Raw genomic sequence first — 20,719 nt, 5'->3', positions numbered from 1 at the left:
GGAGCTCCTGTGATCGATGCGCCCGAGGATAAAGCCATCGCGCCGCCCGGCGAACCAGCGAGGGCGCAAACACCTTCTTCCGAACGTGCAATGACGCGCATCCCGAAGGCTGGCTGGGTTATTCGCCCCGGCGCCACGCCCGCCAGTTGGTCTCGTCGTCTACGTCCGACAGCCGTCCCAGAAATCCCACGGAAGCCCCTGCGTTCGCCCGCGTATCGGCGAGCGCGTGCTCCGTCGACCACCGGACGTTTCCAAACAGCTTCGGGACTCGCGGTCGCCCGCGCGCCCCAACCAGCCAGTAGCCGCCGTCGTCCGCAGGACCGAACACGATCTCGTGCGTCCCCAGCGCGCGGAACGCCTGCGCGACATGGCGGCGCCGCACGCCGGGGATGTCCGATCCGACGATGACCGTCGGGGCGCCGCGGTTGAGATCGAGCAACCGCTGCATCCGGGCGCCGAGGTCGCCCGACCCCTGCCCGACGCGCGCGATGTCCGCGGGCCAGAACCAGGTCGCCGCCGCCACGTCCGGCGCGACCGCCAGAACCGTGCGCCAGCGCGGGTCCCGGCCGACCCGCCGCAGCAGCGCCGCCGTCGCCGTGCGGTAGAAGCGTACGGCTTCCGGCGCGCCGATGGTGCGCGCAAGCCGGGTCTTCACGCGGCCCGCCACCGGCGCCTTCACCATCACGAACAGCGTCGGACGCGCCCGAGGCTCAGCCATAGAGCCTCGCGATCCGCGCAGGCGACGCCCCGCCGAGATAGAGCGCGAGACAGAGGGCGTTCCGCGCCATGCGACGGAGATAGCCGTCCCGGCGGTAGCGCGCGGCGCTCGTCACCGCGCGGACGGGCAGGATAGTCAGCTGCCGCCGGCCGATGCGGCGAGCGAGGTCGACGTCCTCCATCAGGGGGAAATCGGCGTAGCCGCCGAGGCGATCGTAGAAGGCGCGCGAGATCAGCAGCCCCTGATCGCCGTAGGGCAAGGCGAGCAGCCGAACGCGCCAGCGCACCGCACTCTCCAGCCTCCTCGCGGCAGGCGCGTCATCGTCCAAAGCGAAGGCGAACGCTGCGGCCCCATTGTCGCCAGCGTGGATCGCGAAGCGCGCGGCGGCCGCGCTCCAGCCGGCTTCCAGATGTGTGTCGGCGTGGAGGAACAGCAGCCAGTCGCCGGTCGCGAGCCCGGCGCCCCGCCGAAGCTGCGCCCCGCGGCCCCGCGACCCGACGCTCACCCGACAGCCGAACGCCTCCGCCACCTCGCGCGTGCGGTCCGACGAGCCGCCGTCGCTGACGACGACCTCGGCGATCGCATGCCCCCCCTCCTCCAGGCTCGCGAGCGTGGCCGGCAGTTCGCCCTCGGCGTTCAAGGCCGGGATGACCACCGAAAGCCTCACGGCTCGCCCTCGGGCGGCGCGAGCCTGACGATCTCGTCGGCGTAGGCGTGCGCGAGATGATGCTGATGCAGGCTGCAGAGGACCGTGAGTCCGCGTTCCCGCGTGAGGTCCTTCAGCAGCGCGAGCACCCCCGCGGCGGAGTCGGGATCGAGACTCGCCACCGGCTCGTCCGCGAGCAGCACGGCGGTGTCCTGCACCAGCGCGCGCGCGATCGCCACCCTCTGCCGCTGTCCGCCGGACAGTTCGTCCGCTCGGGCCCCGGCCCGGTCGCCAAGCCCGACCCGGTCGAGCGCCGCCATAGCGGAGCGGGCGTCGGCGGGCCGCGGACGGCCAAGCGCGACGCGCCACAGCGGCGTGCTCGCAAGCACGCCGCCGAGCGCGTTGTCCAAAGCCGAGCGGCGCCGAACGAGGTTGAAATCCTGGAATACGAAGCCGATGCGCGCCCGCGCCTCCCTCAAGGCCCGGCCCGACAGCGCGTGCATCGGGCGGCCATCGACGTAGGCTTCGCCGGCGTCGGGCGCGACCAAACGCGCGAGGCAGCGCAACAGCGTGGTCTTGCCCGCGCCGCTCGGCCCAAGAAGCGCGACGAAGCTTCCGCGCGGCGCGGTGAGCGAGGCGTTCCGCAGCGCCGCGCGGCCGTCGTAGACCTTCGAGAGCCGGCGCACGACGACGCCGCCGGTCACGCCAGCCTCCGGCGGGCCAAAGCGCTGAAGGCGTCGATCGCCGTCACCATGACGAGGATGACAAGGATGATCGCGAACACGCGGGGCGAATCGAGCAGGTCCACGGCGTTCTTCAACTCCTGTCCCAAACCGCCGGCGCCGACGACGCCGAGCACGGTCGAGGCCCGAACGTTGAACTCCAGGATGTAGAGCGCGGTGGAGGTGAGCCCCGGCGCCACGTCCGGCAGGAGCGCGTGCAGCGCGACCTTAAGGCGCGAGGCCCCGGTGAGCGTCGCCGCCTCGACCGGGCCGGGGGCCGCTTGCTCGATCGTCTCCGACCAAAGCTTCGCGATCGAGCCCGCGGAATGCATGGCGATGCCCAGCAGACCCGCGAACGGCCCCAGACCGACGGCCGCCACGAACAGGAGGGCGAAGACGAAACTGTCGACCCCCCGCAGCATGTTCAGCAGCGCTCGCGCCGGCGCGTAGACGATAGCGCCCGGCGCCGTGGTGCGGGCGGCGAGCAGGCAGAGCGGCGCGGCGACAAGCGCGCCGAGAAGCGTGCCGAGCGTCGCCATGGCGAGCGTCTCGCCGGCCCGGCGTAGAAGGGTTGCCCCATCCTCGAAGTTGGGCGGCCAGGCCCGGGCGCCCCAGGCGGCGAGCCGAGGCAGCCCCTGCCAGAGGCGCGAGAGGTCGACCTCGGCGACCCGCCACATCAGCGCGAGCGCCGCGATTGCAAGCGCCGCCGCGAGGAGACGGCCCAGCGCCCGACCCCGGTCAGACGGCACGGCTCACTCAGGCCCTCGCGGCTTCAGCTTGCCGACGGCGACGCCGGCGTCTTCGATCAGCTTGTAATCGGCGTGCCCGGCGGCGACCCAGCCGGTGTAATGGGGCGGCATCACCGCCTTCGCCTGTTCCTCGTCGATGGCGGTGACAGCCTTGCGCAGCGTCTCGACGCGGGCTGGGTCGAAGCTCTTGCGGACCACCAGCGGATCGTTCGGCAGCGGTTCCGAGGTCCAGACCACCTTTACCTGATCAGGCTTGAGCAGCCCACGCTCCTGCATCGCGCGCAGGTTTCGGTCGTAGTCGGTGGCGAGGTCGACCTGTCCGTTCGCGACCGCGATTTCGTTCGCCGGATGAGAGGCGCCGTCGCGGTATTTGAAGAAGGTCTTGGGGTCGATCCCCTTCGTCTTGAGCCACCAGGTCGGGATCAACCAGCCGGAGGTGGAGCCGACGTCGGCGAAAGAGATGCTGAGGCCCTTCGCGTCGTCCGGCCAAGTCTCGATCTGAAGGTCCGGACGACCGACGACGATGGCGTGGTAGGTCGGCTTGCCGTCGTACTTCACCGTCGCGATCGCTTGGGCGTCGCCTTCGCGGTTGGCGAGGACGTAGCCCCAGGGGCCCATCCAGGCGACGTCAGCCTGCCCGGTCGCGAGCGCGGTCGCAATGCCAGCCCAATCCGTGGTGACGACCAGCTCGTAGTCCACCCCGAGCGTCTTCGCGAGATAGGCGAAGAACGGCTCGTAAGCCTTTCGCGTGTCTCCGGGGGTCGGCTGGAACGGGCCGACAGCGAAGCGCAGGGGTTCCGCGCCGGCCGGAGCCGCGCTCGCGGCGAGAAGGAGCGCCGCGACCGCGAGGCGTCGAACTGCAGCGCGCACGAGCGGCTCCCTCAGGTTGCGGGCAAATCGATCGGACACGTGTAGCATCCCTCCCATGGCTTTCGTATCTCAGGACATGACGATCTCCCCCGATACGACGTCGGACGGGCCCCTGTTTCTGTTCGGCGGCCCTTATTCGAACCTCGAGGCGACCGCCGCCGCGCTGTCCGAAGCGGCGCGCCTGGGCGTGCCGCCGCATCGCGTGGTCTGCACCGGCGACGTCGTGGCCTATGGCGCGGACGCGAAGGCCTGCGTGGATCTCGTCCGCGGCGCAGGGATCCACGTCGTCATGGGCAACTGCGAGGAGCAGCTGGCGGCGGGCGAGGAGGACTGCGGCTGCGGCTTCGCGCCGGGCAGCGCCTGCGACCGGCTCTCCGCAGCCTGGTTCGCCCATGCCTCGCGCGAACTCGGGCCGGACGACCGCGCGTGGATGGCCGCCCTGCCCCGCCGGCTCGACGTCCAGGTCGGCGGGCTCACCCTCGCCGTAATCCACGGATCGCTCGACCACATCGCGCGCTTCGTCTTCCCCTCGACGCCGGCCCGGGTGAAAGCGCTGGATCTCGAGGCGTCCGGCGTCGACGGGATCGTCGCGGGCCACTCCGGCCTGCCCTTCAGCCAAGTGATCGAAGGCCGGCTCTGGCACAACCCCGGCGCGGTCGGGATGCCGGCGAACGACGGCTGCGCGGAGGTCTGGTTCAGCCTGCTGACGCCCGGCGCCGAACCGCGAAGCGTCGTCATCGAACACCGGCGGCTGGAGTACGGCTGGGCCGTCGCGGCGGCCAAGATGCGCGCCGCCGGGCTGCCCGAAGGCTACGCCGCGGCGCTCGGAAGCGGCCTTTGGCCGAGCTGCGACGCTCTGCCTCCTTCAGAGGCCAGGCGGACGGGCCGCAGGGTCGACCCGGGCGGCTTCGTGTGGCGCCGCGACGCGGACGACGCGCCGGCGTGGCCGGTCTCGACCGCGGCTCCTCGGCTCGCGCCCGAAAAATTTCAGGACGGCGCCTCGACCGCGCGCGGGGAGCCCCGCGCCACGGTCGAGCTTTCCAGCTTGCGTACGCTCTGGATGAACACCGGCACGCGCTGCAATCTCGCCTGCGCGAACTGCTACATCGAGTCGACGCCGCGCAACGACCGGCTGGTCTATCTCACGGCTGCGGAGGCCAGCGCCTTTCTCGACGAGGCGGCGCGCGACCACCCCGAGCTCGCCGAAGTCGGCTTTACCGGCGGCGAACCGTTTATGAACCCCGACCTGATGGCGATGGTCGAGGACGCGCTCGCCCGCGGTCATCGCGCGCTCGTGCTGACGAACGCCATGCGGCCGATGCAGCGGCTGAAAGGGCCCCTGCTTGCTCTGAAGGAGCGCTACGGCCGGCGGCTGACCCTGCGGGTCTCGCTCGACCACTACGATCCCGCCCTGCACGAGCTCGAGCGGGGGCCGCGAAGCTTCCAGCCGACGCTCGACGGGATGAAATGGCTGGCCGATCACGGGTTTGCGCTCTCGGTCGCCGGGCGCCTGTTCTCCGGCGAGGCCGAAGGCGTGGTGCGGGCTGGCTTCGCCCGGCTGTTCGACGAGCACGGCGTCCCCATCGACGCCGCCGACCCTGTCGCCCTGACGCTGTTTCCGGAAATGGACGCCGGCGCCGACGTTCCCGAGATCACGACCGCCTGCTGGGGCCTGCTGGGCGTCGATCCGCGGAGCCTGATGTGCTCCTCATCCCGCATGGTGGTGAAGCGCAAGGGCGCGGACCGTCCCGCCGTGCTCGCCTGCACCCTCCTCGCCTATGACGAGCGCTTCGAGCTCGGCGCGACTCTGAGCGAGGCCAGCCGGCCCGTCGCGCTCAACCATCCGCACTGCGCCACCTTTTGCGTACTGGGCGGCGGGGCGTGCAGCGCAGGCTGAGCGCTCGCAATCGCCGCCGAAGACGGCCACATAGGACAGAGATGCGCCGTCCGAGCGCGATTCCGCCGTCCGAGGAGACCGCCATGGCCCGCCGCCCGACAGACCCCCGAGACGCCGCCGAGGCGGCGTTCAAGCCGAAGACCCCTGCGGCCCCGCCGGCGCCCAAAGCCGTCGCGATTCCCGGCGCCCGCGAACAGGTCACGCTCAGGCTGGACCAGGACGTGCTGCTCCACTTCCAGGAAGACGGCGCCGGCTGGCAGGACCGCATCAACGCGGCGCTGCGGGACTATGTCCAGACCCACGGGGGCTTCGGCGGCGACGAGCGCTCGATCCCGGTCGATCAGCTCTCGAGCGCGAACGATGACGGCGCCGGCTGACGCACGGCGCGACCGGGACGTCGCCGTCGTTGACGACGCCATCCACGCCGCTATGAATGCCGGACGGCCCGCGGCGCGACCCGGACAGGCCGCCGAACGCCGCAACGTCGCACGGCCCCGTAGCTCAGCCGGATAGAGCACCAGCCTTCTAAGCTGATGGTCGCTGGTTCGAATCCAGCCGGGGTCGCCAACAACTTCTTGGGATTCTTCGCGCCGGACGTTCCCCACGTTCCTCGCGCGTTCCTCGGTCCTGTTCAGGACCCGTTCCCGGCCGGCTTGGCGCGCAGCTCAGCGCGAAGCCGGGACACGCGACGGGCGGCGTCCAGCGCGCCCCTGTCGTAGATCTTCGCCGTGATCGCGGGGTCGGAATGCGCCGCCTGCTTGGCGAGATCGGAGAAGTCGGCGCCGGCCATCCGGCCCTCGGTGATCCCTCCAGACCGGCTATCGCGATTCCACACGTCGGTCGGAACTCCGGCCGCCGTGGCGATCTCGCGCCAGCGCTTCGGGAAGCTCGTCTCCACGTATGGCTTGCCGGACCGCTCGTCGATGATCAGCGGGCCGATTCGCTGCTCCATCGGCGTGAGCTCGATCTCGGCGAGCACCAGAGGGCAGAGCGTCAGGTCGAGCTCGACCTCGAGGCCGCGTTTCGTCGTCTCGAACCGTACGACGAGATCCTCGCCGATGTGCCGCCAGCACAGTCCGTCTTCCCACACACGGCCGCTCGCGACGATTCGGCCGTTGGCCTCCTCCCCTGCCTCCAGCGGCCGCCACTGGCCGATGACGTTCGACTGGCGGAACATGCCGTCGAACTGCAGCGCCTGGGCGAAGGCGACCGATCGCGCGCCCATCTCATGAGCCTTAGCGATGATCGCGACCGCCTGGTGATAGGTGGGCCGCGACTTCCGGCGGGACGGCGTCTTAAACCTCATCTTCGACAGCACGAGATCCAGACGCTCGCACTCGGGCACGCCGATCGACACCCCGTAACCGACGACGATCCGCAGCATGCGCATCAGCCCATGGGCTGATCGAACGCGCGGAGGTCCATAGACCACGGGCTCGCCCGGCTTCGCCTTGCCGATCGGCTTCGGCTTGGTCGCCGCCTCGTGCCAGCGGTGGATGTCGGCGCGGGTCACCATCGCGAGCCGCCGATCGCCGGCGCCGGCCTCAAGGCGCCGGCAGTCGTCGGTGTAGAGCCGCCGCGTGTTCCACTTCACGGCCCTGTAGGGGCTTTCGGGGTCGGACTGATAGCGCCGGACGAGGTCCGCGAGCGTGACGACGGGGCGCGTGCCCCGCTGACGCTCGTCGAGCCAGCGCAGCATGTCGGCGGTCAGCCGCTGCGCCTCCCCCGCTATGAGCGCGCGGCCTGTTTCGGTCGCGTCATCCCCAGCAATCGGGACGCTTGCGGGCTGGTAACCGGCGGCCAAGGCGGCGCGGGTTGGAAACCAGTAGTAGCGCCGGGCCCCTGATGCGTTCTCGCGCACCTTGAGGCCCGGCGCTTGCGCTCGGGGCGGTCGTTCCATCTCAGAAGGCATCCAGGTTCTCCTCGCCGTCGACGTGTGACGGCGAGGCGAGGCTACCGACGCCGTAGCGCCTGTCCAGAAAGGCCCGGACCGCGGGCCAGTAGCGGCGCCCCACGAGCTCGTCGCGCCGAGGGAATCCGAGCGGCTCGAGCGCGGCCGCCATCAGCCGGAACTTCTCGGAGCCGAGCGAGAGCCGGCGCGCGATCTCCGCATCGCAGGGGAAGAGCCCCTGACGAGTGACGGGGTCATCTGCCGGCGATCGATCCCGCTGCATCTCAGCCGCGTTGCTCATGGCGCACCGTCTGCGCTGGAGAGCTCGAGGAGCTTCGCAACGTCCCGTTCGTCTTGCTGGTGCGGCCGTTCGCCGGAGCGATTGAACCACTCCACCTTGCCGCGGACCATTCGGCCGGCAATCAGCGTTGTACGGCAGGCGCGGCAATACGTGCGTCCAGGGACGACCCGCTCACCGCACACTTCGCGCTCAAGCCAGGGTGTAGCGGTGGTCCATCGCGGCGTACGGCACTGACCGAACCTCGCTTCAAGGAACAGGACCGTCATGCGGAGCCCCGCGGGTCGAGTTCGCTGTGCGCCGAGGTGTTTGCCTCCGAAGCGACAGCGTGCGCCTCATCGATCTGGGCGCGCCCGAAGCGGGCCATCTCCCTGCGCGTCACGCTACCGGAGCCTCGTTCCAACGCGATCACGGCGAAGCCGGACGGCTGCCCGTCCGGCGCAGGCCCGAGCGCCTCGATCATGGCGTAAAAGTCGAGGCCGGGCGGCAGCGTCTCGTCTGCTAGGACAGCGCGGGGCTGAGCGCGCGAGGGGAATGGGATGACGTCAGCCATCCGCCCTGCCCCGCGCCACGATCTCCTCGAGCCCGGCGAGCGCCGCCCGCAGCACTCCATCGCCGCAGTCGTCGACCCCCTCAACTTCGGGCACCGCCCAGCGCAGGCCGGCGAGCACGCCCGCCAGCGTCGTCGGCACAGGCGCCTCCTTCTGCCGCGCGTGCAGCTCATCCAAGGTCGCTTCCAGCGCCTCCAAAGCTTGCGGATCCCCGCGACGCGCCTTCAGGTCCTCGACGGTGCGAGCGTGCCGATCGAGCAGGTCCGCGAGCGGGTCGACATCGGGAGTGGCGTCGGTACACGGCGCCATCCAGCAAGGCGTTCCGCCGGGAACGTCGTCCATCCGGCGCGGATCTGGCCCGTGCAAGCCTCGCAACGCCCGCTCCACCCGGGTGTGCGGGTCTACGAAGTCGGGCATCGAGCTCCGCCCTCCGAGATCGCCGCGGTCAGCTCCGGTGACGCGCTCCAGCACCCTGATGATGCTGTAGAGGCAGGACATCGCGGCGACGTAGGCCTTCTTGCGCTCGCCACGCCGGAATTCCTTGTACCCAGGCTCGATCATCGACAGAAATTCAGCGGCGATCGTCACCTGAAACATCGCGCCTTCGAGACTGGACGCGAGCTGATGCGCAGCGGCGTGCTGCAGGGCTTCGGCGCGGTGGTGAAGGATGGTCTCGGTGCCGTCGTTGAACGGCGCGAACTCGCCGACCGACGCGAGCTCGGACTCCGTGATCGCCGCGTTCAGCTTCGCGAACGTCCGGCCCATCTGCTCGACGACGCAGATCGGCGCCGCCGGCGCAGCGAGTGAGCTCGCCGCAACCTGATGGTCGGCTGAAGGGGACGACGGAGCCTCCCCTCGCCCGCGCTGCTGGGCCGCGCCGAGCTTCCCCGCCGCGCGTTCGAGAACGTCAGCTGCGGACATCGTCAGCCTCCGTCAGCATGGAGGCAGGGGCGAAGACGCCACGGCAGCCGCACACCGCCGCATCGGCGAGGTCGCGGTTTGAACGGGCATCGTCGCGGTGGCGATTGATGCCCCCTAGCGCGCCGGCGAGCGTTGCCCATAGACCACCGTTGCTGCGGTGATCAGAGGCGCGCGGCCGGCTCTGCAGCTTAGCGCCGGCGGCGACGCACGTGCCGAGCTGATCGACGGCGGAGAGAAGGCGGAAGGCGGTCGACATGGCGCGCTCCATCGCGGTGATGGAGTCAGATGCGCAAAATTGCGCTTAACCGTCAAGCGCTATTTTGCGCATATCCGCCGGGAAGGCCTTCATGAACGTACCTTCCGATCACCAGATAGCCTAAGAGCCCCTGGCGATCCGGGCGGTTTGGCAGATAGATGCTTTGGTTGGCGTCAGCTGGAGCGGCGTCCTCCAACGGAACGAGCCACGCCTTCCCAAGCGGGTCCTCTCGAAACTCGAGGATCGTGCTGAAATGATGATCTTGTGTGTCTTGAACGAACGTTACGAACTTCTGCCCGATAGCAGGCTTTAAGTTCATCCCCCACGTACGAAGACAGATAACAATTGTGAGATTTGGGAATCCCGAACCGAGCTCGTCCGATAGAACCTGAAAGCCAACTACATCTTGCCCTGCATACTCAGTGAAGACCGGAACCGTGACTTCAAAAATCTTATCCTCAAGCTCATAAGCAGACGGATGAGGACTGATGGGATCGATCATTCCGATTATCGGCACGCTCCTGATGCGATAAGCGGTTTCAATTCCGGCCACCAACCCGAATGACGATTCGTCAGTGTCGATATCGGCGATCTCGCCCGCAAGAATCTTCATTGAGTAGAGTTCATTGGCCGCGGCGATAAGCCTTTGGACAGTTGTAGCAGAAAGGCTTTCGTTCACAGAATTTCCGGAAAGAAATCTGTTGACCGTGGATGGGGCAAGGTCGGCTGAGCGCGCTAATGTCGTGGGCTTAATTGCCAAACGGTCCGACACTTGTCGAATCCACGCTCGGAGGCCCTCAGGGTCGAGGGATTGCGGCTTCAATCTACCTGTGCGCGGTAAGGAAATCGGTTTCTCGCTCATGTGCGCAAATATGCGCGATGCGCCAGCGTTTCGACAGGCGCAATATCGCGCTTGCCGCGCCGATTTAAATGCGCAATATTGCGCATCATGTTCAGCCAAGCACGTGCCATCTCGCAATTCGAGGATCGCCTCAAGCAGGCGGGTATCTCTGTTCGCCGGGCCTGCCGAGAAGCGGGCATCGCCCCTTCCACCTGGACCCGTTGGAAGTCTGGGACCACGTCGCCGACCTTGGCGACGTGGGAAAAGGTTGAGGATGCGGCCGAAGCTCTCATCGCCGGCGCCTCACAAGAAGTGGCGTCGGCAGACGGCCATGATCAGGCGACGGCGCCGTGACCGGCCTCGATCCGGTTTGCGACGCGGTCGAGCATGACGGGGCACATTCCGTCGAGCTCGAAGACGGCGCGATCGGCCATGTCGCGGAGGGATCTGACGATCCTGCTGCTGACGACGGGGCGGCCCTCCAACCCTGCGACCGCGAGCCCGGTGACGATCACCTCGAGCGTCGCGATCGCCTGAGCGAGTTCCCGAATGTCCCGTTCGGTGTCCGGCCGGTTGGCCGTGGCGCTGTGCATGTTCTGTCCTTCTCGACCGCCGCCGCCGTCCTGGCAGATGTCCGGCGCGGTCGTCTCCTCGTTGGGTGTCTCTGATGTCCTGCGTCGACCTCGCCGCGCCCGGCGCTCCCCGTTCGTCATCGTCTCCGTCTCCGGTCCACACAGGATCGGAGAGAACGATGCGACAGTCCGGGGTCATCTTCCGACACTTTGGGGCGACAGCCCGCCGCATGCTGGACGGGGAGCGGGTCTGCGCCTTCCTTCGCGCGATCTATCCCGAGAAGACCGCGGCGAACGTCGCCGCGGACACGGGCGTCCCGGCCCGCACGGTCGAGAAGTGGCTGGAGCGGCTGTCCTCGCCGTCCTGGCCGCACGGCCTTCGCCTGGTCGCCGCTTACGGGCCCGAGTTTCTCTGCGCCGTCATGGACACGCCGCCGGCGTGGCTGACGGAAGCGGGACGCGCCGCGGCCCGGGCGCAGCTCGAGGCTCAGATCGCCGAGATCGAAGCCCTCCGGGAGGAGCTCGCATGATCGGGCGCCTCGTTCAGCTCTGGCGGCTCTGGCGCGCAGCGCGCTGCCGGGCGACCGCCGAGCGCCTGATCCGCGACGCCATGGACGAAGCGCGCCGCCTTCGCGCTCGGGCCGATAAGCACGAGCAGCTGGCTTTCGAGATCGAGCGGCGCGACCGGAGGACGGGTCGTTGACCGAGCTCGCGGTTGGGGCGATCCGGGCGGACTCCTCCGCGCAGCCCCGCGCCGCGCTGAACTACGATGTGGTGAACGCCTACGCCCAAGACATGGCGGAGGGGGCAGTATTCCCGCCGCTGGTCGTGTTCCGCGAGCAGGCCGACGGCGTGGTTGTCTATTGGCTGGCCGACGGCTTCCATCGCCACGCCGCGGCGGGGCAGGCGCGACTGTCGATGGTGGAGGTCGACATCCGCAAGGGCGGGCTCCGCGACGCGGTCTTGTTCTCCGTCGGCGCCAACGCACAGCACGGCCTTCAGCGATCGATCGAAGATAAGCGGCGCGCTGTGCGGCGCCTGCTGGACGATGGGGAGTGGTCCCTTCTCTCGGACCGAGAGATCGCACGCCGTTGCCGCGTTACCCATCCCTTCGTCTCGAAGCTACGGGCAGAGTTCGCGCCGCGGGTGGAAACGTTACCGGCTGATCCTCTTGAGATTGGCAGTCGGGAGGGACGGGAGCCAGCGGCTGCGAAAGAGGCAGAGGTACACCCCGACGCGCCCCCGACGCACCGGGGAAATGTGCGCCAAGCCGCACCCCTCAAGCCTGAAGCCCGCCGGCCCGCGGCCGACCTGATCGCCGACATCCTCGCCCTTGGGGAAGCCGTCGAGGTCGACGCCGCTCAGGCGCGGGCGGCCGCGGGGAAGCTTCTGGCTTGGGCCGAGCTCGCCGAAGGCGGGGTGGATCGCGCCGCTGCGCCCGGAACCTGCGTCGCCGTGACGACAACGCAGGCCCCCTCGCTTTCGGTAGGGGCTCAGCCGGTGTTCGCGCTCGAGCCCGTCTCCCCGCTGAGCGGAGGGAATCGCCCCGCGCGGCGCCAGAAGGGCTCCTACACGGAGCAGTTCGAGGAGTTCTGGCTTCAGTACCCGCTGAACCGGGGCAAGAAGCCGGCCGCCGCCGCCTATGCGAAGGCAATCGCGAACGGAGCGTCTCCCATGGAGATGCTGCAGGGGGCGATGCGCTACGCCGCGGAGTGCGCGGCCAATGGCACCCCAGACAACAAGATCAAGCATGCCCAGGGCTGGTTGAACGACGAGCGCTGGACAGATGCGCCGCAACGGCTGTCTCGGCCGGGCGGCGACCGCCCGCTCTCACGCGTGCAGAGCGCGCTTGAGGGCCTCGCAGCCTTCGGAGAACCCTAATGTCTCACAGCATTACCCTGACTGGTGGAGACGGCAAGCTTCCCAAGAAGCCGTATATCGACGTTTTGTTCGAGCGCGTGTCTGGCATGCTCGATACCGTGACCGGGCCCTATAACGCCGCGGGCGAATGGTGCTTGGTTTCCTCGCACCTTTCGAAGAGCCAGCTTCCGAAGGCCAAGGAGACGTTGGCCTTCCTGGTCGAAGCCAACGAGACGTTCTCGTTCCTGCGGCCGCAGTATGAGGAAGCCACTCGTCCCGCGACGGTGGAGGACATCAAGAGCGAGATGCAGGTGCTCATCGGGTCGAGGGCCAACGGCGGCGTCGGCGACGTGCGCATCTTCGGCCGGATGCTTGGAGAGGACGTCGGGGCGGCTCAGCCGCCAGTCGGCGCGCTCGAGAAGGCCTGCAACACCCTGCGCCGCACGCACGTCCACATGCCCGCCATTGCGGAAGTGCTGGGCCAGATCAGGGTCGAGCAGAAGATGCTCGAAGCCTGGGGCTACATGGCCTCGAAGCTGCCGGAGCGGATCGAGCGCCTTCGCGACCTGATCGAGAAGACCGAGGCGGACCTCGCCCGAAGCGGGGACCGCGTCCCCCTCCCTGAAGCGGCGGAGTAATCCGAGCCGCCGGCGCCACGAGCGCCCACGACAAAGCCCCGCCCAGGTGGATCTGGACGGGGCTAAGGCATCACCTGACTTGCCACTGATAGTAGTGCAGTTCGGTAGCGCTCGCAAGATCTAGATAGCCAGCCCGCTTAAAGGGACGATCGCCGGGAACATGACCGGCGTGGGCGCTGCTGGAGGGCACCAGCTTAATGAAGCTTCGCGGCGTCGAGCCTGTTCTGGAATGGGGCAGGCACGCCGCGGGCAGGACGCTGGGCGCATAGCACCAGCACGGGACGCGCGGTCGGTGGATCGGCTGCGACGCCCTCGCCGCCAGGATGAAGCAGCAAGCGGGCCGACCGCCTGACCCCGGCCCTCCGAGAGGGGCTTGCTGATCCACTGTGACGCAGATCTTTTGCGACCGCTTTTCCCGGGGACGGGCGAAGTGTGTCCGCAGCTTAGCTGCCCTTCTCTATCCTCTGCCCAAGCACCCGAAGCCTGTGGCGCTCCACCTTGCACAGCGAGGCGGAGCCGAGCGGCGCGAGCGATAGCTCGCTCTTCCTATCCTCGACCGATCGCTGCGGCCGATCAGCCTCTGCTGAATCGCTGGCGTCTTGCCCGACCTGACGACGGGAAGGAAGAGCGGCGGCCTTCCTCGATCACCCTCGAGCTCGTGTGGTCGATCACCGGTCTCTTGAGCCATGTTTCAGCCAAACGACGAGGACCTTTTTCGGGTTCTCATACGGGGTCGCCACCACTATCCGCACCGCCTCTCTTGATCTCAGGGCCGCCTAGATCGACCATCAGCGCATTAGCCAAAGAAGCGGCCGATTGAATGCATGAAATCGAACGAGGGCCGATCCTGGCTTTGGCCGTTATCCTCGCTGCTGTCGCGGCGTTCGTGCTGATCGTTGTCGCCTCCAAGCCGGGAGACTTCTTGTACGCCATCGAGGCCGCTCTCGGGCCTCGCGCTCTAATCCAAGCGGCCGTGTTTGCGTCGGTCGGCTTCGGCGTCGTTCTGATCGTCGCCCCAATCATTCTGCGGAAGCGCGCATGGCCGATCTGGCTGCTCGCGCCTGTCGGACTGGGCCCCGCCGCATGGTTCGTTCAACAGGTACTGCGTCATCCGTAATGACGGCGGATGGCTCACTGCAGTCAGATGGCTTCCGCGCCTGAGCGAGGGCTTCAATTTGCCCCTTGCGGTAGATCGTATTGGGTCCAGAACTGACACCCAACATCGGTAGAGTCTCAGGCGTTTGCCGCCCATAGGAAGACAAGGGTCGCGAGCGCGCCAAGAACGCTCCGGCCCGCATGAAGCCCTCCCCACCGGACGATCAACGCGCGCATGTCAGGCTCGGCAGATGCCGACTGCGTGGCCATCAGCCGGGCATTGGTAGGCATGATGCCGAGCAGCGTGTACGGCCAGTTTGCGACGAGCAGGATGGCCCCCAGGATCCAAAGCCATTGTCCCGACAGCCACCAGGCGGCCAGGCCCAACAGAAACCCGATGACCGCCAGCGGCGCCTGCATTGCTAGCCCCCGCTTGTAGGAAGGCTTCCATTCCGCCAGCAGCGCATCGTCCTGCAGAAGCAGCCGCGCCGGCTGCTCCGCGACGTTGATATAGACCGCCGCCCCGGTGAAGAGCGAGGCGACGACCAGTGCCAGATGACCCACGAGCATGGGCGGAGGCTATACGCCTGCGGCGAGTTCACAAGCAGCATCGCTACAGGCGAGACATCGTTTGGATCGTGCGGCTGAGTTCGTGAGGCTGCACCTGTTGCCGTGGCGCCCTCGACCGTTCTCGCGGTCGCGGGCGAGAGTGACGCGATGATCGGCAGCAACCCGCCCGCCCCTTTGAACGAGACGGAGACGCGCGCCCTCCGCCTTCTCCTCGCCGGCCGTATCGCCGAGCTGCGCGATCGAACGGTGCTGGTGCATCTGAGAGAGCGCGGGCTTGTGCGCCTGTCACCTGAAGGCTGGGAGATCACGCTGACCGGTCATCTGAGCTACGTGCAAGCCTTGTTCGACGCGCTCTGACGGGCGGCGGGCCGTGAAGAGAGCCGTGGCCAGCCAGTGGCAGGATGACAAGTTCGGCGCTGCTTCCGACCTGCATGGTCGTCCCGGCTTGCTCATGGCGCAGACCGTTCACGACGCGCAAAGTCCCGGCGAATTCCCTGCATCATTTTGCAGGTATCCGAATTCAGGTCTTCCTCGGTCACCTGATCGTCGGGGTCGAGCAGCATATTGCTGCCGTCGACTTCATCAGGACCCAAGACATAACCTGCCGGGGCCTCAAGGACGTAGCGCTTTGGCCGATTGTCAGGAGGCTTCGCCAATCAATCCTCCGTCTCGGCATAGGCCAAAGCGGCCAAAAACTGGACGATCTCTTCCTTAATCGCGACGAAGTCCTCGCGTTGGTCAGGGGTGAATATCACCGCATTTTCGTCCGCCATCGCGTCAAAGGCGCCGCCGCGCGGAGGATTCTTGCCGGGGAAATCGAACGCGATAAACCCGTTTCCCTTTACCGCATCACGGAACTCGACGGCTGTGACCCAGCGAGCAACGATGTACCGATCGCCTTGGATCCCCTGCTGCAGGAACGAGCCCACGCTCTGGATCTTGGAAATTGTGATCAACCTGTAGTCGAAAGAGATCGTGCCGTTCTTGCCCTGCGCAGTGCCCATGGTCGCCCCCCATCCCTTCGGCGAAGCTCGCATGCACGCTCGGGGAGCCGCAAGGTCACGGGAAGTACAGCCGCCCCCCGATCAACAGCGCGGCGACCAAGGCCGCCGCTGCGACTCCCCAAACGCCGCCTGCGGAGATCTCACAAAAGATCAGCCGTATGAAGATGTGATTGCGGTCGCGCCGGAACTTGGAGGGCATCGTATCGGTCTCCTCACCAAAATCGGTGATCGAGCCGACGACAGGGGTATGGGGACCCACGAGGCCGGATGAGTCAAATCGGAGGAACGACCGGTCGTCGTTCGAAACTTGTTCGAAACCGGTTCGAACGATCGACCTCCAGCTTTATCCACAGAGAAAGCGGCGCGCCACCACTTGTGGCCACGTCCTGAGCCCCGAGCAAGGTCGGCGTCCGCAGCGGCGTCGCGCAAGATCATGGTCTGCCGTTCTAGCTCGCCTGGGTCGGGGCCGGCGCATCTTGATAGGCTATCGACCCACCCTCGTGCGCGGTAAGGTCGCTGCCGAGCCCCATCCCCGAGGAACATCATGGACGACTTCGAAGCTCTGCTGGAGCGCCTTCAGACGGCTCAAAGCGAACTGCTTACCGCCGCGGCGAAGGCCGGAGGGCTCCCTTCTGAGAACGCGCTTCGGAAGATCGCGGATCTCGAAGTTGCGATCGGGGCGGTCGAGGGGGTCATCGAGGGACGGTAACGCGGACGAAGCGAGTACCTGGGCTTGGATCAACGGCGTCGGCAACTTCTACAGGACGCAGGATGGTTGATAGCGGCGATGGCCCACTCGGTCGGATTTTTACGTTGGCCGAGGCAGCCAATTATCTGAAGTCGACCCCACGCAGAGTGGCAAAGATAGCTCGAGGCCAAGGTCTTTGCTCGCTATCGGGCAGGGAAATGCTTTTCAGCGAAAGTGACGTTCGCGCGATCTGGGACGCGATGCGCTGTCCGGCGTCGAATGACGCAGTGGTTCTCCGCGGCAGGCCTGCCGCTTCTAGTTTTCCAAGCTTGCTGTCGCTGGTCCCCAGTCGCGCGAAAAAAACGCACGAGCCGTTCACTGCCGAGCGCGCTAAGGCGCGCGTCAAAGCCCGGAGCGTCAATGAGCAAAAGGGCAAAGCCTAGCCCGGCCCGAGCATCACGGCGCGGATCGCCCAATTCTTCGCGCGCCACCTAAATTGTGCAGCGCCCGCCTGTCCTGTCATGTCCGGCTCCTGCTCTCGCTCCACGCACCTAGAACCCATGCGAACGAGCAAGATCAAGGTGCGCCGTTGTCCCAATTGCTGCCGGATGGGGTGTCGGCTGAACGGCTTAGACCCGGTGCTGTAAGGTAGCCCCTCACGGAGAAAGGCTATGTCGAAGTCGGTATCGAAATCTGAAATGAGCGATCTGGTTTGGTCGATGCCGATGCTGCGAGTCGCCGAACAGTTCGACGTCTCGAGCAGCTATCTGAAGCGCCTCTGCACTCAGCACGGCATTCCCACGCCGCCCCAGGGCTACTGGAACAAGGTCGCTCACGGGAAGCGTGTAACGAAGCGACCACGACTGCAGCGGCACTCCAAAGACGAGATCATCGTTATCCAAGGCGGCTCACACCAGTCATCGAGGGCCGCTGATCCAGATGGTCTTTCGCTTGAGGCGGCTCTTCTCCGTGTACCGAAACTCGCCAGTCTGCGGGAATCGCGCCTGCCCCATCCGTTCGTCCGAGAAGCAATCCAAAGCGACGAAGCGTTCGCCAAGGAACGGCGCCGCGACCCGGCCTCTAGACAGGTCGAAGGGGCGAATACGTCGAGTCCGGATTCCAACCGTCGTCGATATATGATTCTGAACGCCCTGATTAAGGGCCTAGAGGCGATGGGCTTCCGGGTAGATCGCGAGCGCCTTGGCTATAGCGCCAACTATCCCTCGGGCGGCCGAAGCTCGATCGACTTCTCGCTTTATGAGCGGTCCCGTCAGACGTGGATCTCAGACCCTCCGCCGCAAACGGCCCTCGACAAAATGCTCTGGCGAGAACGGCGTCTTCAACTCGTTCCGACCGGCCACTTACTCCTCCAGCTGATCGCTCATCCAAGAGGTCAAGCTCCCCTGAAGTGGGAGGAGCCCAAGCGCCTGCTGGACGAGCGCCTCCCCGAAATCTTGGCTTCGTTCGAGGTACATCGCCATGCCGACATTATGCAGGCGCAGCGAGACGCCGAACGGGCCGCGCGCGTAGCTGAACGTCAGCAAGCCCTGAAGGCGGAACAGGACCGTCGCGAAGAGGAGGACGAGGCCTGGAGGCGGTTCGAAGAACGAGCGAATGCCTGGGTTAAGGTCTCTAAACTGCGCCAATTCCTGGCGGCAATCGATATGATGAAGCTCGACGATACCGAAATTGTCGATGAGAGAACTGTCGCGGATTGGCGCGCCTGGGCGCGACGCCGCGTGGAAGCCACAGATCCCTTGAAAACTGGGTCGCAGGGGTTTCGAGGGCTGCTTTCATCCATCGCCGCCGTCGATTAGTTTGACGAACCGCTCTGCGATCAGCGCATCGCATGCGGATCGGGAGCTTCATAAGCGGCCACGGCCGCCAAGGCGGGCACCCAAAACGCCTCGGCGACGCGCTTGTGCTCTTGGGCATGGATCTCAAAGTCCGGGTCGCCGCCATCTATCGCGAAGTTCGCGTGAGTGACGATTTCGCGCGCGAGGGCCAACAGGTCAAAAACGTCTGCGATCCGTACGCCGCCGGCGCGCGGTGGCTTCAGAAGCAGGTGGGCAATTTCGCGGTTTCGCAGCTGCTGAAGCGTCGCCCGAACCTCGCCGAGAGTTTGCCCGGCTTCCAGACGGTCATAGCTCTCAATCGCGAGGTCGAGCGCCTGCCGACACGATTTCTCTTGGTGATCAGCGAACTGCTGATCGGGAAGCCATCTGCGCGCGGCTCCGATAAGGCGCGCCTGAGTGCCCTCCTCCTTCAGCCGACGCATCAGGACAGGAATCGACGCGACGTCTGATTTGGCCCCCGACGGACGCTCCATGATTTTGGCTACGGTGAGCGCCAAGAAAATGAGAGAGGATTGACGGATGACATTGAAGGTCGTCGACCCTTCGGTGCGGACCTTTCCTAGGGTGCCGACCGCCTTGTTAGCGGCCTCAAGTGAAGCCTGGACCTCGATTCCCTTCTTGATCTCGCGCCGAAGCAGCCGAGCCATCGCGACAAGGGAGTCTTGGGCCATTTTACCACTCCTTCTGCTTTGGAGGCTCGAAAACGCGCGCCGTTCCACGGCGGATGGTCGAGGCGCGTCTGGCGTTAGCCGCCGGAGCTTTCGCCGCCGGCCTTCGCCTTGTCTCGGCCGAAGTATGAATGGCCGAGGAGGGAATGGTCGAAAACCATGCGCCGCGGCCGGGCAGCCGGGGGCGCCAGGCTATAACGCGCCTGCAGGATCATCAGATCGCGCAGCGACGTGCGACACGCGATAACGACGACCGGAGGAATAGTTTTGGGGGGAGAGCCGGCCGCTGGCCGGCATCAGCCACCTTCTCATTTTGAAGCTTAATCGATACACCGCACCATCATCCAAGCCGGCTGTCGTTTGTCTTCGAAGCAGACGGCGAAGGTCCATCTGGGAGCTTCCGGAGCACCGTTACGGGGTCGAGGCGATGCCCTTCTGCCGCGGTGAACAGCAGCGCGCCGTAATGCCGGTCGGCCCCGAACGCGTTCACCGCCTTGGCGTCCTTTGAAGCCGGCGCGGGGGCGTCCTCCAGGGTTGCCTCCCGGATGCCGCCTCGGCAGAGGATCTGCTTGACCTCGAATGACCAGGAGCGATCACCGCCCGGCGTCGAAATCCACAGATCGCAGCGGCCCCGTCGGTACGGACGGCCCCGCCCACTTCCCCGCTTCTGGGAGGAGTACTCAGCTAGGGCCAAATAGCCTATTCGGGTCGCTGCACCGGCCAAGACGCCCACGCTAGCCGTCTCGTTGTGGAGCAGCGGATCGTCTCCGTCTAAGGCGTCTGCGAACTGCCTTCGGATGCGGGGGACACGGTTCAGCCACGGGTGCCAGAGCTTGAACTCCAAGCTTCGCTGATCGCCTTTCAGCCATGTAGTTTTCAATGGCGGCCCATTCCACGAGAGGCTAGGAGCACTTAGGGCGAAAGCGTCACGGTCGCCCTTACCTTTGCACTCCGCGGAGCGTCAGCCCAACACCTTTGCAGCCCTCTCGAGAGATGACGGTTGAGATAGAGCCTTCGAGCAAGAGACCCATCGGGAATTGGGCTCCCGGTTTGTCGAGATCCGCGAGTGTGTCGCCCTCGGAGAGATAGCGAAACCGACCGTTCGCGCAGTCGACCTCACGCTTTGCGAATGACACCCCCGATGGACCTTCGCGCCTTGATCTTATCTGAACAGTACTCCCGGTCTTGCGAGCATCCAGGATCCAATAATTGGCCCTGGGGTCGCTCGGAACGATCACGCTGGTGCCCTTCGGCGTCGCTGGAGCTACAGGGGCTGGCGCAATAGGCGCAGCCGGAGAGCTTTTTGTCGGTGTCGGGCTTGCCTCTGGCGCTGGTGCGGCGATCTGAGGGGCTGATGCCGGTCCTTCGGGGCGCTTTGCGAGGGCGCCAATCAGAAAGATTGCCCCGA

At 66.6% G+C, this 20,719-nt stretch carries 28 protein-coding genes and 1 tRNA gene; 12 read left to right on the top strand and 17 right to left on the bottom strand.

From position 1 onward, the window contains the following. Nucleotides 1-118 precede the first annotated feature (118 nt). From METY_RS06850 to METY_RS06830, 5 genes are read right to left on the bottom strand one after another with little or no spacing between them, the layout of a single operon-like run. Nucleotides 119-718 carry a TIGR04282 family arsenosugar biosynthesis glycosyltransferase gene (locus METY_RS06850; RefSeq protein ID WP_103120637.1) on the bottom strand — a complete coding sequence of 200 codons (600 nt, stop codon included), beginning with the start codon at nucleotides 716-718 and terminating at the stop codon, nucleotides 119-121. Next, a complete protein-coding gene (locus METY_RS06845) occupies nucleotides 711-1,385 on the bottom strand; it encodes a TIGR04283 family arsenosugar biosynthesis glycosyltransferase (RefSeq protein WP_103120636.1) in 675 nt (224 codons plus the stop codon). The genes METY_RS06850 and METY_RS06845 overlap by 8 nt, the downstream gene beginning before the upstream one ends. Next, nucleotides 1,382-2,068, bottom strand: coding sequence for a phosphonate ABC transporter ATP-binding protein (locus METY_RS06840; RefSeq protein WP_103120635.1), 687 nt, complete (start codon nucleotides 2,066-2,068; stop codon nucleotides 1,382-1,384). The genes METY_RS06845 and METY_RS06840 overlap by 4 nt, the downstream gene beginning before the upstream one ends. After that, nucleotides 2,065-2,835 (bottom strand): phosphonate ABC transporter, permease protein PhnE, encoded by a 771-nt coding sequence (gene phnE / locus METY_RS06835; protein ID WP_103120634.1) that lies wholly within the window; start codon nucleotides 2,833-2,835, stop codon nucleotides 2,065-2,067. Before phnE ends, METY_RS06840 begins: the two co-directional genes overlap by 4 nt. Before the next feature lie 3 nt (nucleotides 2,836-2,838). Further along, nucleotides 2,839-3,744 (bottom strand): phosphate/phosphite/phosphonate ABC transporter substrate-binding protein, encoded by a 906-nt coding sequence (locus METY_RS06830; RefSeq protein WP_244593551.1) that lies wholly within the window; start codon nucleotides 3,742-3,744, stop codon nucleotides 2,839-2,841. A gap of 37 nt (nucleotides 3,745-3,781) precedes the next feature. Between METY_RS06830 and METY_RS06825 the strand changes: the two genes are divergently transcribed. The 3 genes from METY_RS06825 (at nucleotide 3,782) to METY_RS06815 (ending at nucleotide 6,169) form a co-directional block, all read left to right on the top strand. Further along, nucleotides 3,782-5,602, top strand: a complete 1,821-nt coding sequence (locus METY_RS06825; RefSeq protein WP_244593550.1) for a radical SAM protein — start codon at nucleotides 3,782-3,784, stop codon at nucleotides 5,600-5,602. An 83-nt stretch (nucleotides 5,603-5,685) separates the two neighbouring features. After that, nucleotides 5,686-5,979: a BrnA antitoxin family protein gene (locus tag METY_RS06820; RefSeq protein ID WP_103120701.1), complete on the top strand. Its 294-nt coding sequence runs from the start codon at nucleotides 5,686-5,688 to the stop codon at nucleotides 5,977-5,979. A gap of 113 nt (nucleotides 5,980-6,092) precedes the next feature. Beyond that, nucleotides 6,093-6,169, top strand: a tRNA-Arg gene (locus tag METY_RS06815). 64 nt (nucleotides 6,170-6,233) lie between these two features. On the opposite strand, the gene METY_RS06810 is transcribed toward METY_RS06815, so the two are convergent. From METY_RS06810 to METY_RS20825, 6 genes are all read right to left on the bottom strand, one after another. Further along, nucleotides 6,234-7,514, bottom strand: coding sequence for a hypothetical protein (locus METY_RS06810; RefSeq protein WP_244593549.1), 1,281 nt, complete (start codon nucleotides 7,512-7,514; stop codon nucleotides 6,234-6,236). Further along, the gene (locus METY_RS06805) at nucleotides 7,504-7,794 is read right to left on the bottom strand and encodes a hypothetical protein (protein ID WP_244593548.1); all 291 of its coding nucleotides are present in this window, start codon (nucleotides 7,792-7,794) and stop codon (nucleotides 7,504-7,506) included. Before METY_RS06805 ends, METY_RS06810 begins: the two co-directional genes overlap by 11 nt. 262 nt (nucleotides 7,795-8,056) lie before the next feature. Next, entirely contained in the window at nucleotides 8,057-8,344 is a 288-nt protein-coding gene (locus tag METY_RS06800; RefSeq protein WP_103120631.1) for a hypothetical protein, read from the bottom strand. Then, entirely contained in the window at nucleotides 8,337-9,263 is a 927-nt protein-coding gene (locus METY_RS06795) for a hypothetical protein (protein WP_103120630.1), read from the bottom strand. Before METY_RS06795 ends, METY_RS06800 begins: the two co-directional genes overlap by 8 nt. Further along, nucleotides 9,250-9,519 (bottom strand): hypothetical protein, encoded by a 270-nt coding sequence (locus METY_RS06790; protein ID WP_146035682.1) that lies wholly within the window; start codon nucleotides 9,517-9,519, stop codon nucleotides 9,250-9,252. The genes METY_RS06795 and METY_RS06790 overlap by 14 nt, the downstream gene beginning before the upstream one ends. 52 nt (nucleotides 9,520-9,571) lie before the next feature. Then, entirely contained in the window at nucleotides 9,572-10,291 is a 720-nt protein-coding gene (locus tag METY_RS20825) for a hypothetical protein (protein WP_146035681.1), read from the bottom strand. Between the two features lie 168 nt (nucleotides 10,292-10,459). On the opposite strand from METY_RS20825, the gene METY_RS20820 reads away from it, so the two are divergent. After that, nucleotides 10,460-10,714, top strand: coding sequence for a helix-turn-helix domain-containing protein (locus METY_RS20820; RefSeq protein WP_146035680.1), 255 nt, complete (start codon nucleotides 10,460-10,462; stop codon nucleotides 10,712-10,714). Here METY_RS20820 and METY_RS06785 read toward each other — a convergent pair. Continuing rightward, the gene (locus tag METY_RS06785; RefSeq protein WP_103120628.1) at nucleotides 10,696-10,953 is read right to left on the bottom strand and encodes a hypothetical protein; all 258 of its coding nucleotides are present in this window, start codon (nucleotides 10,951-10,953) and stop codon (nucleotides 10,696-10,698) included. The genes METY_RS20820 and METY_RS06785 overlap by 19 nt on opposite strands. 158 nt (nucleotides 10,954-11,111) lie before the next feature. On the opposite strand from METY_RS06785, the gene METY_RS06780 reads away from it, so the two are divergent. The 5 genes from METY_RS06780 (at nucleotide 11,112) to METY_RS06765 (ending at nucleotide 14,547) form a co-directional block, all read left to right on the top strand. Then, a complete protein-coding gene (locus METY_RS06780) occupies nucleotides 11,112-11,462 on the top strand; it encodes a hypothetical protein (RefSeq protein WP_146035679.1) in 351 nt (116 codons plus the stop codon). Continuing rightward, complete coding sequence (locus tag METY_RS21050; RefSeq protein ID WP_160147323.1) at nucleotides 11,459-11,635, top strand: hypothetical protein; 177 nt, start codon at nucleotides 11,459-11,461, stop codon at nucleotides 11,633-11,635. The genes METY_RS06780 and METY_RS21050 overlap by 4 nt, the downstream gene beginning before the upstream one ends. After that, nucleotides 11,632-12,813, top strand: a complete 1,182-nt coding sequence (locus METY_RS06775; protein WP_103120626.1) for a ParB N-terminal domain-containing protein — start codon at nucleotides 11,632-11,634, stop codon at nucleotides 12,811-12,813. Before METY_RS21050 ends, METY_RS06775 begins: the two co-directional genes overlap by 4 nt. Nucleotides 12,814-12,899: 86 nt before the next feature. Then, a complete protein-coding gene (locus tag METY_RS06770) occupies nucleotides 12,900-13,430 on the top strand; it encodes a hypothetical protein (protein ID WP_210201900.1) in 531 nt (176 codons plus the stop codon). An 820-nt stretch (nucleotides 13,431-14,250) separates the two neighbouring features. After that, nucleotides 14,251-14,547, top strand: coding sequence for a hypothetical protein (locus METY_RS06765; RefSeq protein ID WP_103120624.1), 297 nt, complete (start codon nucleotides 14,251-14,253; stop codon nucleotides 14,545-14,547). A gap of 116 nt (nucleotides 14,548-14,663) precedes the next feature. On the opposite strand, the gene METY_RS06760 is transcribed toward METY_RS06765, so the two are convergent. Further along, nucleotides 14,664-15,095: a DUF1772 domain-containing protein gene (locus METY_RS06760; protein ID WP_103120623.1), complete on the bottom strand. Its 432-nt coding sequence runs from the start codon at nucleotides 15,093-15,095 to the stop codon at nucleotides 14,664-14,666. A 147-nt stretch (nucleotides 15,096-15,242) separates the two neighbouring features. Between METY_RS06760 and METY_RS06755 the strand changes: the two genes are divergently transcribed. Then, the gene (locus METY_RS06755) at nucleotides 15,243-15,452 is read left to right on the top strand and encodes a hypothetical protein (RefSeq protein WP_146035678.1); all 210 of its coding nucleotides are present in this window, start codon (nucleotides 15,243-15,245) and stop codon (nucleotides 15,450-15,452) included. 92 nt (nucleotides 15,453-15,544) lie between these two features. On the opposite strand, the gene METY_RS20815 is transcribed toward METY_RS06755, so the two are convergent. The 3 genes from METY_RS20815 to METY_RS21045 are packed head-to-tail and all read right to left on the bottom strand — an operon-like array spanning nucleotide 15,545 to nucleotide 16,298. Beyond that, a complete protein-coding gene (locus METY_RS20815) occupies nucleotides 15,545-15,751 on the bottom strand; it encodes a hypothetical protein (RefSeq protein ID WP_146035677.1) in 207 nt (68 codons plus the stop codon). After that, entirely contained in the window at nucleotides 15,752-16,099 is a 348-nt protein-coding gene (locus tag METY_RS06750; protein ID WP_103120621.1) for a hypothetical protein, read from the bottom strand. A gap of 55 nt (nucleotides 16,100-16,154) precedes the next feature. Further along, on the bottom strand, nucleotides 16,155-16,298 hold the full coding sequence (locus METY_RS21045; protein WP_160147322.1) for a hypothetical protein: 144 nt from the start codon (nucleotides 16,296-16,298) through the stop codon (nucleotides 16,155-16,157). A gap of 345 nt (nucleotides 16,299-16,643) precedes the next feature. On the opposite strand from METY_RS21045, the gene METY_RS21195 reads away from it, so the two are divergent. Then, nucleotides 16,644-16,808: a hypothetical protein gene (locus METY_RS21195; protein WP_200819614.1), complete on the top strand. Its 165-nt coding sequence runs from the start codon at nucleotides 16,644-16,646 to the stop codon at nucleotides 16,806-16,808. A 650-nt stretch (nucleotides 16,809-17,458) separates the two neighbouring features. Continuing rightward, on the top strand, nucleotides 17,459-18,604 hold the full coding sequence (locus METY_RS20810; protein WP_146035676.1) for a hypothetical protein: 1,146 nt from the start codon (nucleotides 17,459-17,461) through the stop codon (nucleotides 18,602-18,604). Nucleotides 18,605-18,624: 20 nt separating this feature from the next. Here METY_RS20810 and METY_RS06740 read toward each other — a convergent pair whose 3' ends face one another. Next, nucleotides 18,625-19,314, bottom strand: a complete 690-nt coding sequence (locus METY_RS06740) for an AbiU2 domain-containing protein (RefSeq protein WP_103120619.1) — start codon at nucleotides 19,312-19,314, stop codon at nucleotides 18,625-18,627. Between the last annotated feature and the right edge of the window lie 1,405 nt (nucleotides 19,315-20,719).

The sequence above is a fragment of the Methylopila sp. Yamaguchi genome (genome assembly GCF_002897035.1).
Classification (GTDB): domain Bacteria; phylum Pseudomonadota; class Alphaproteobacteria; order Rhizobiales; family Methylopilaceae; genus Methylopila.
This window is presented reverse-complemented; position numbering and strand designations above follow the sequence as displayed.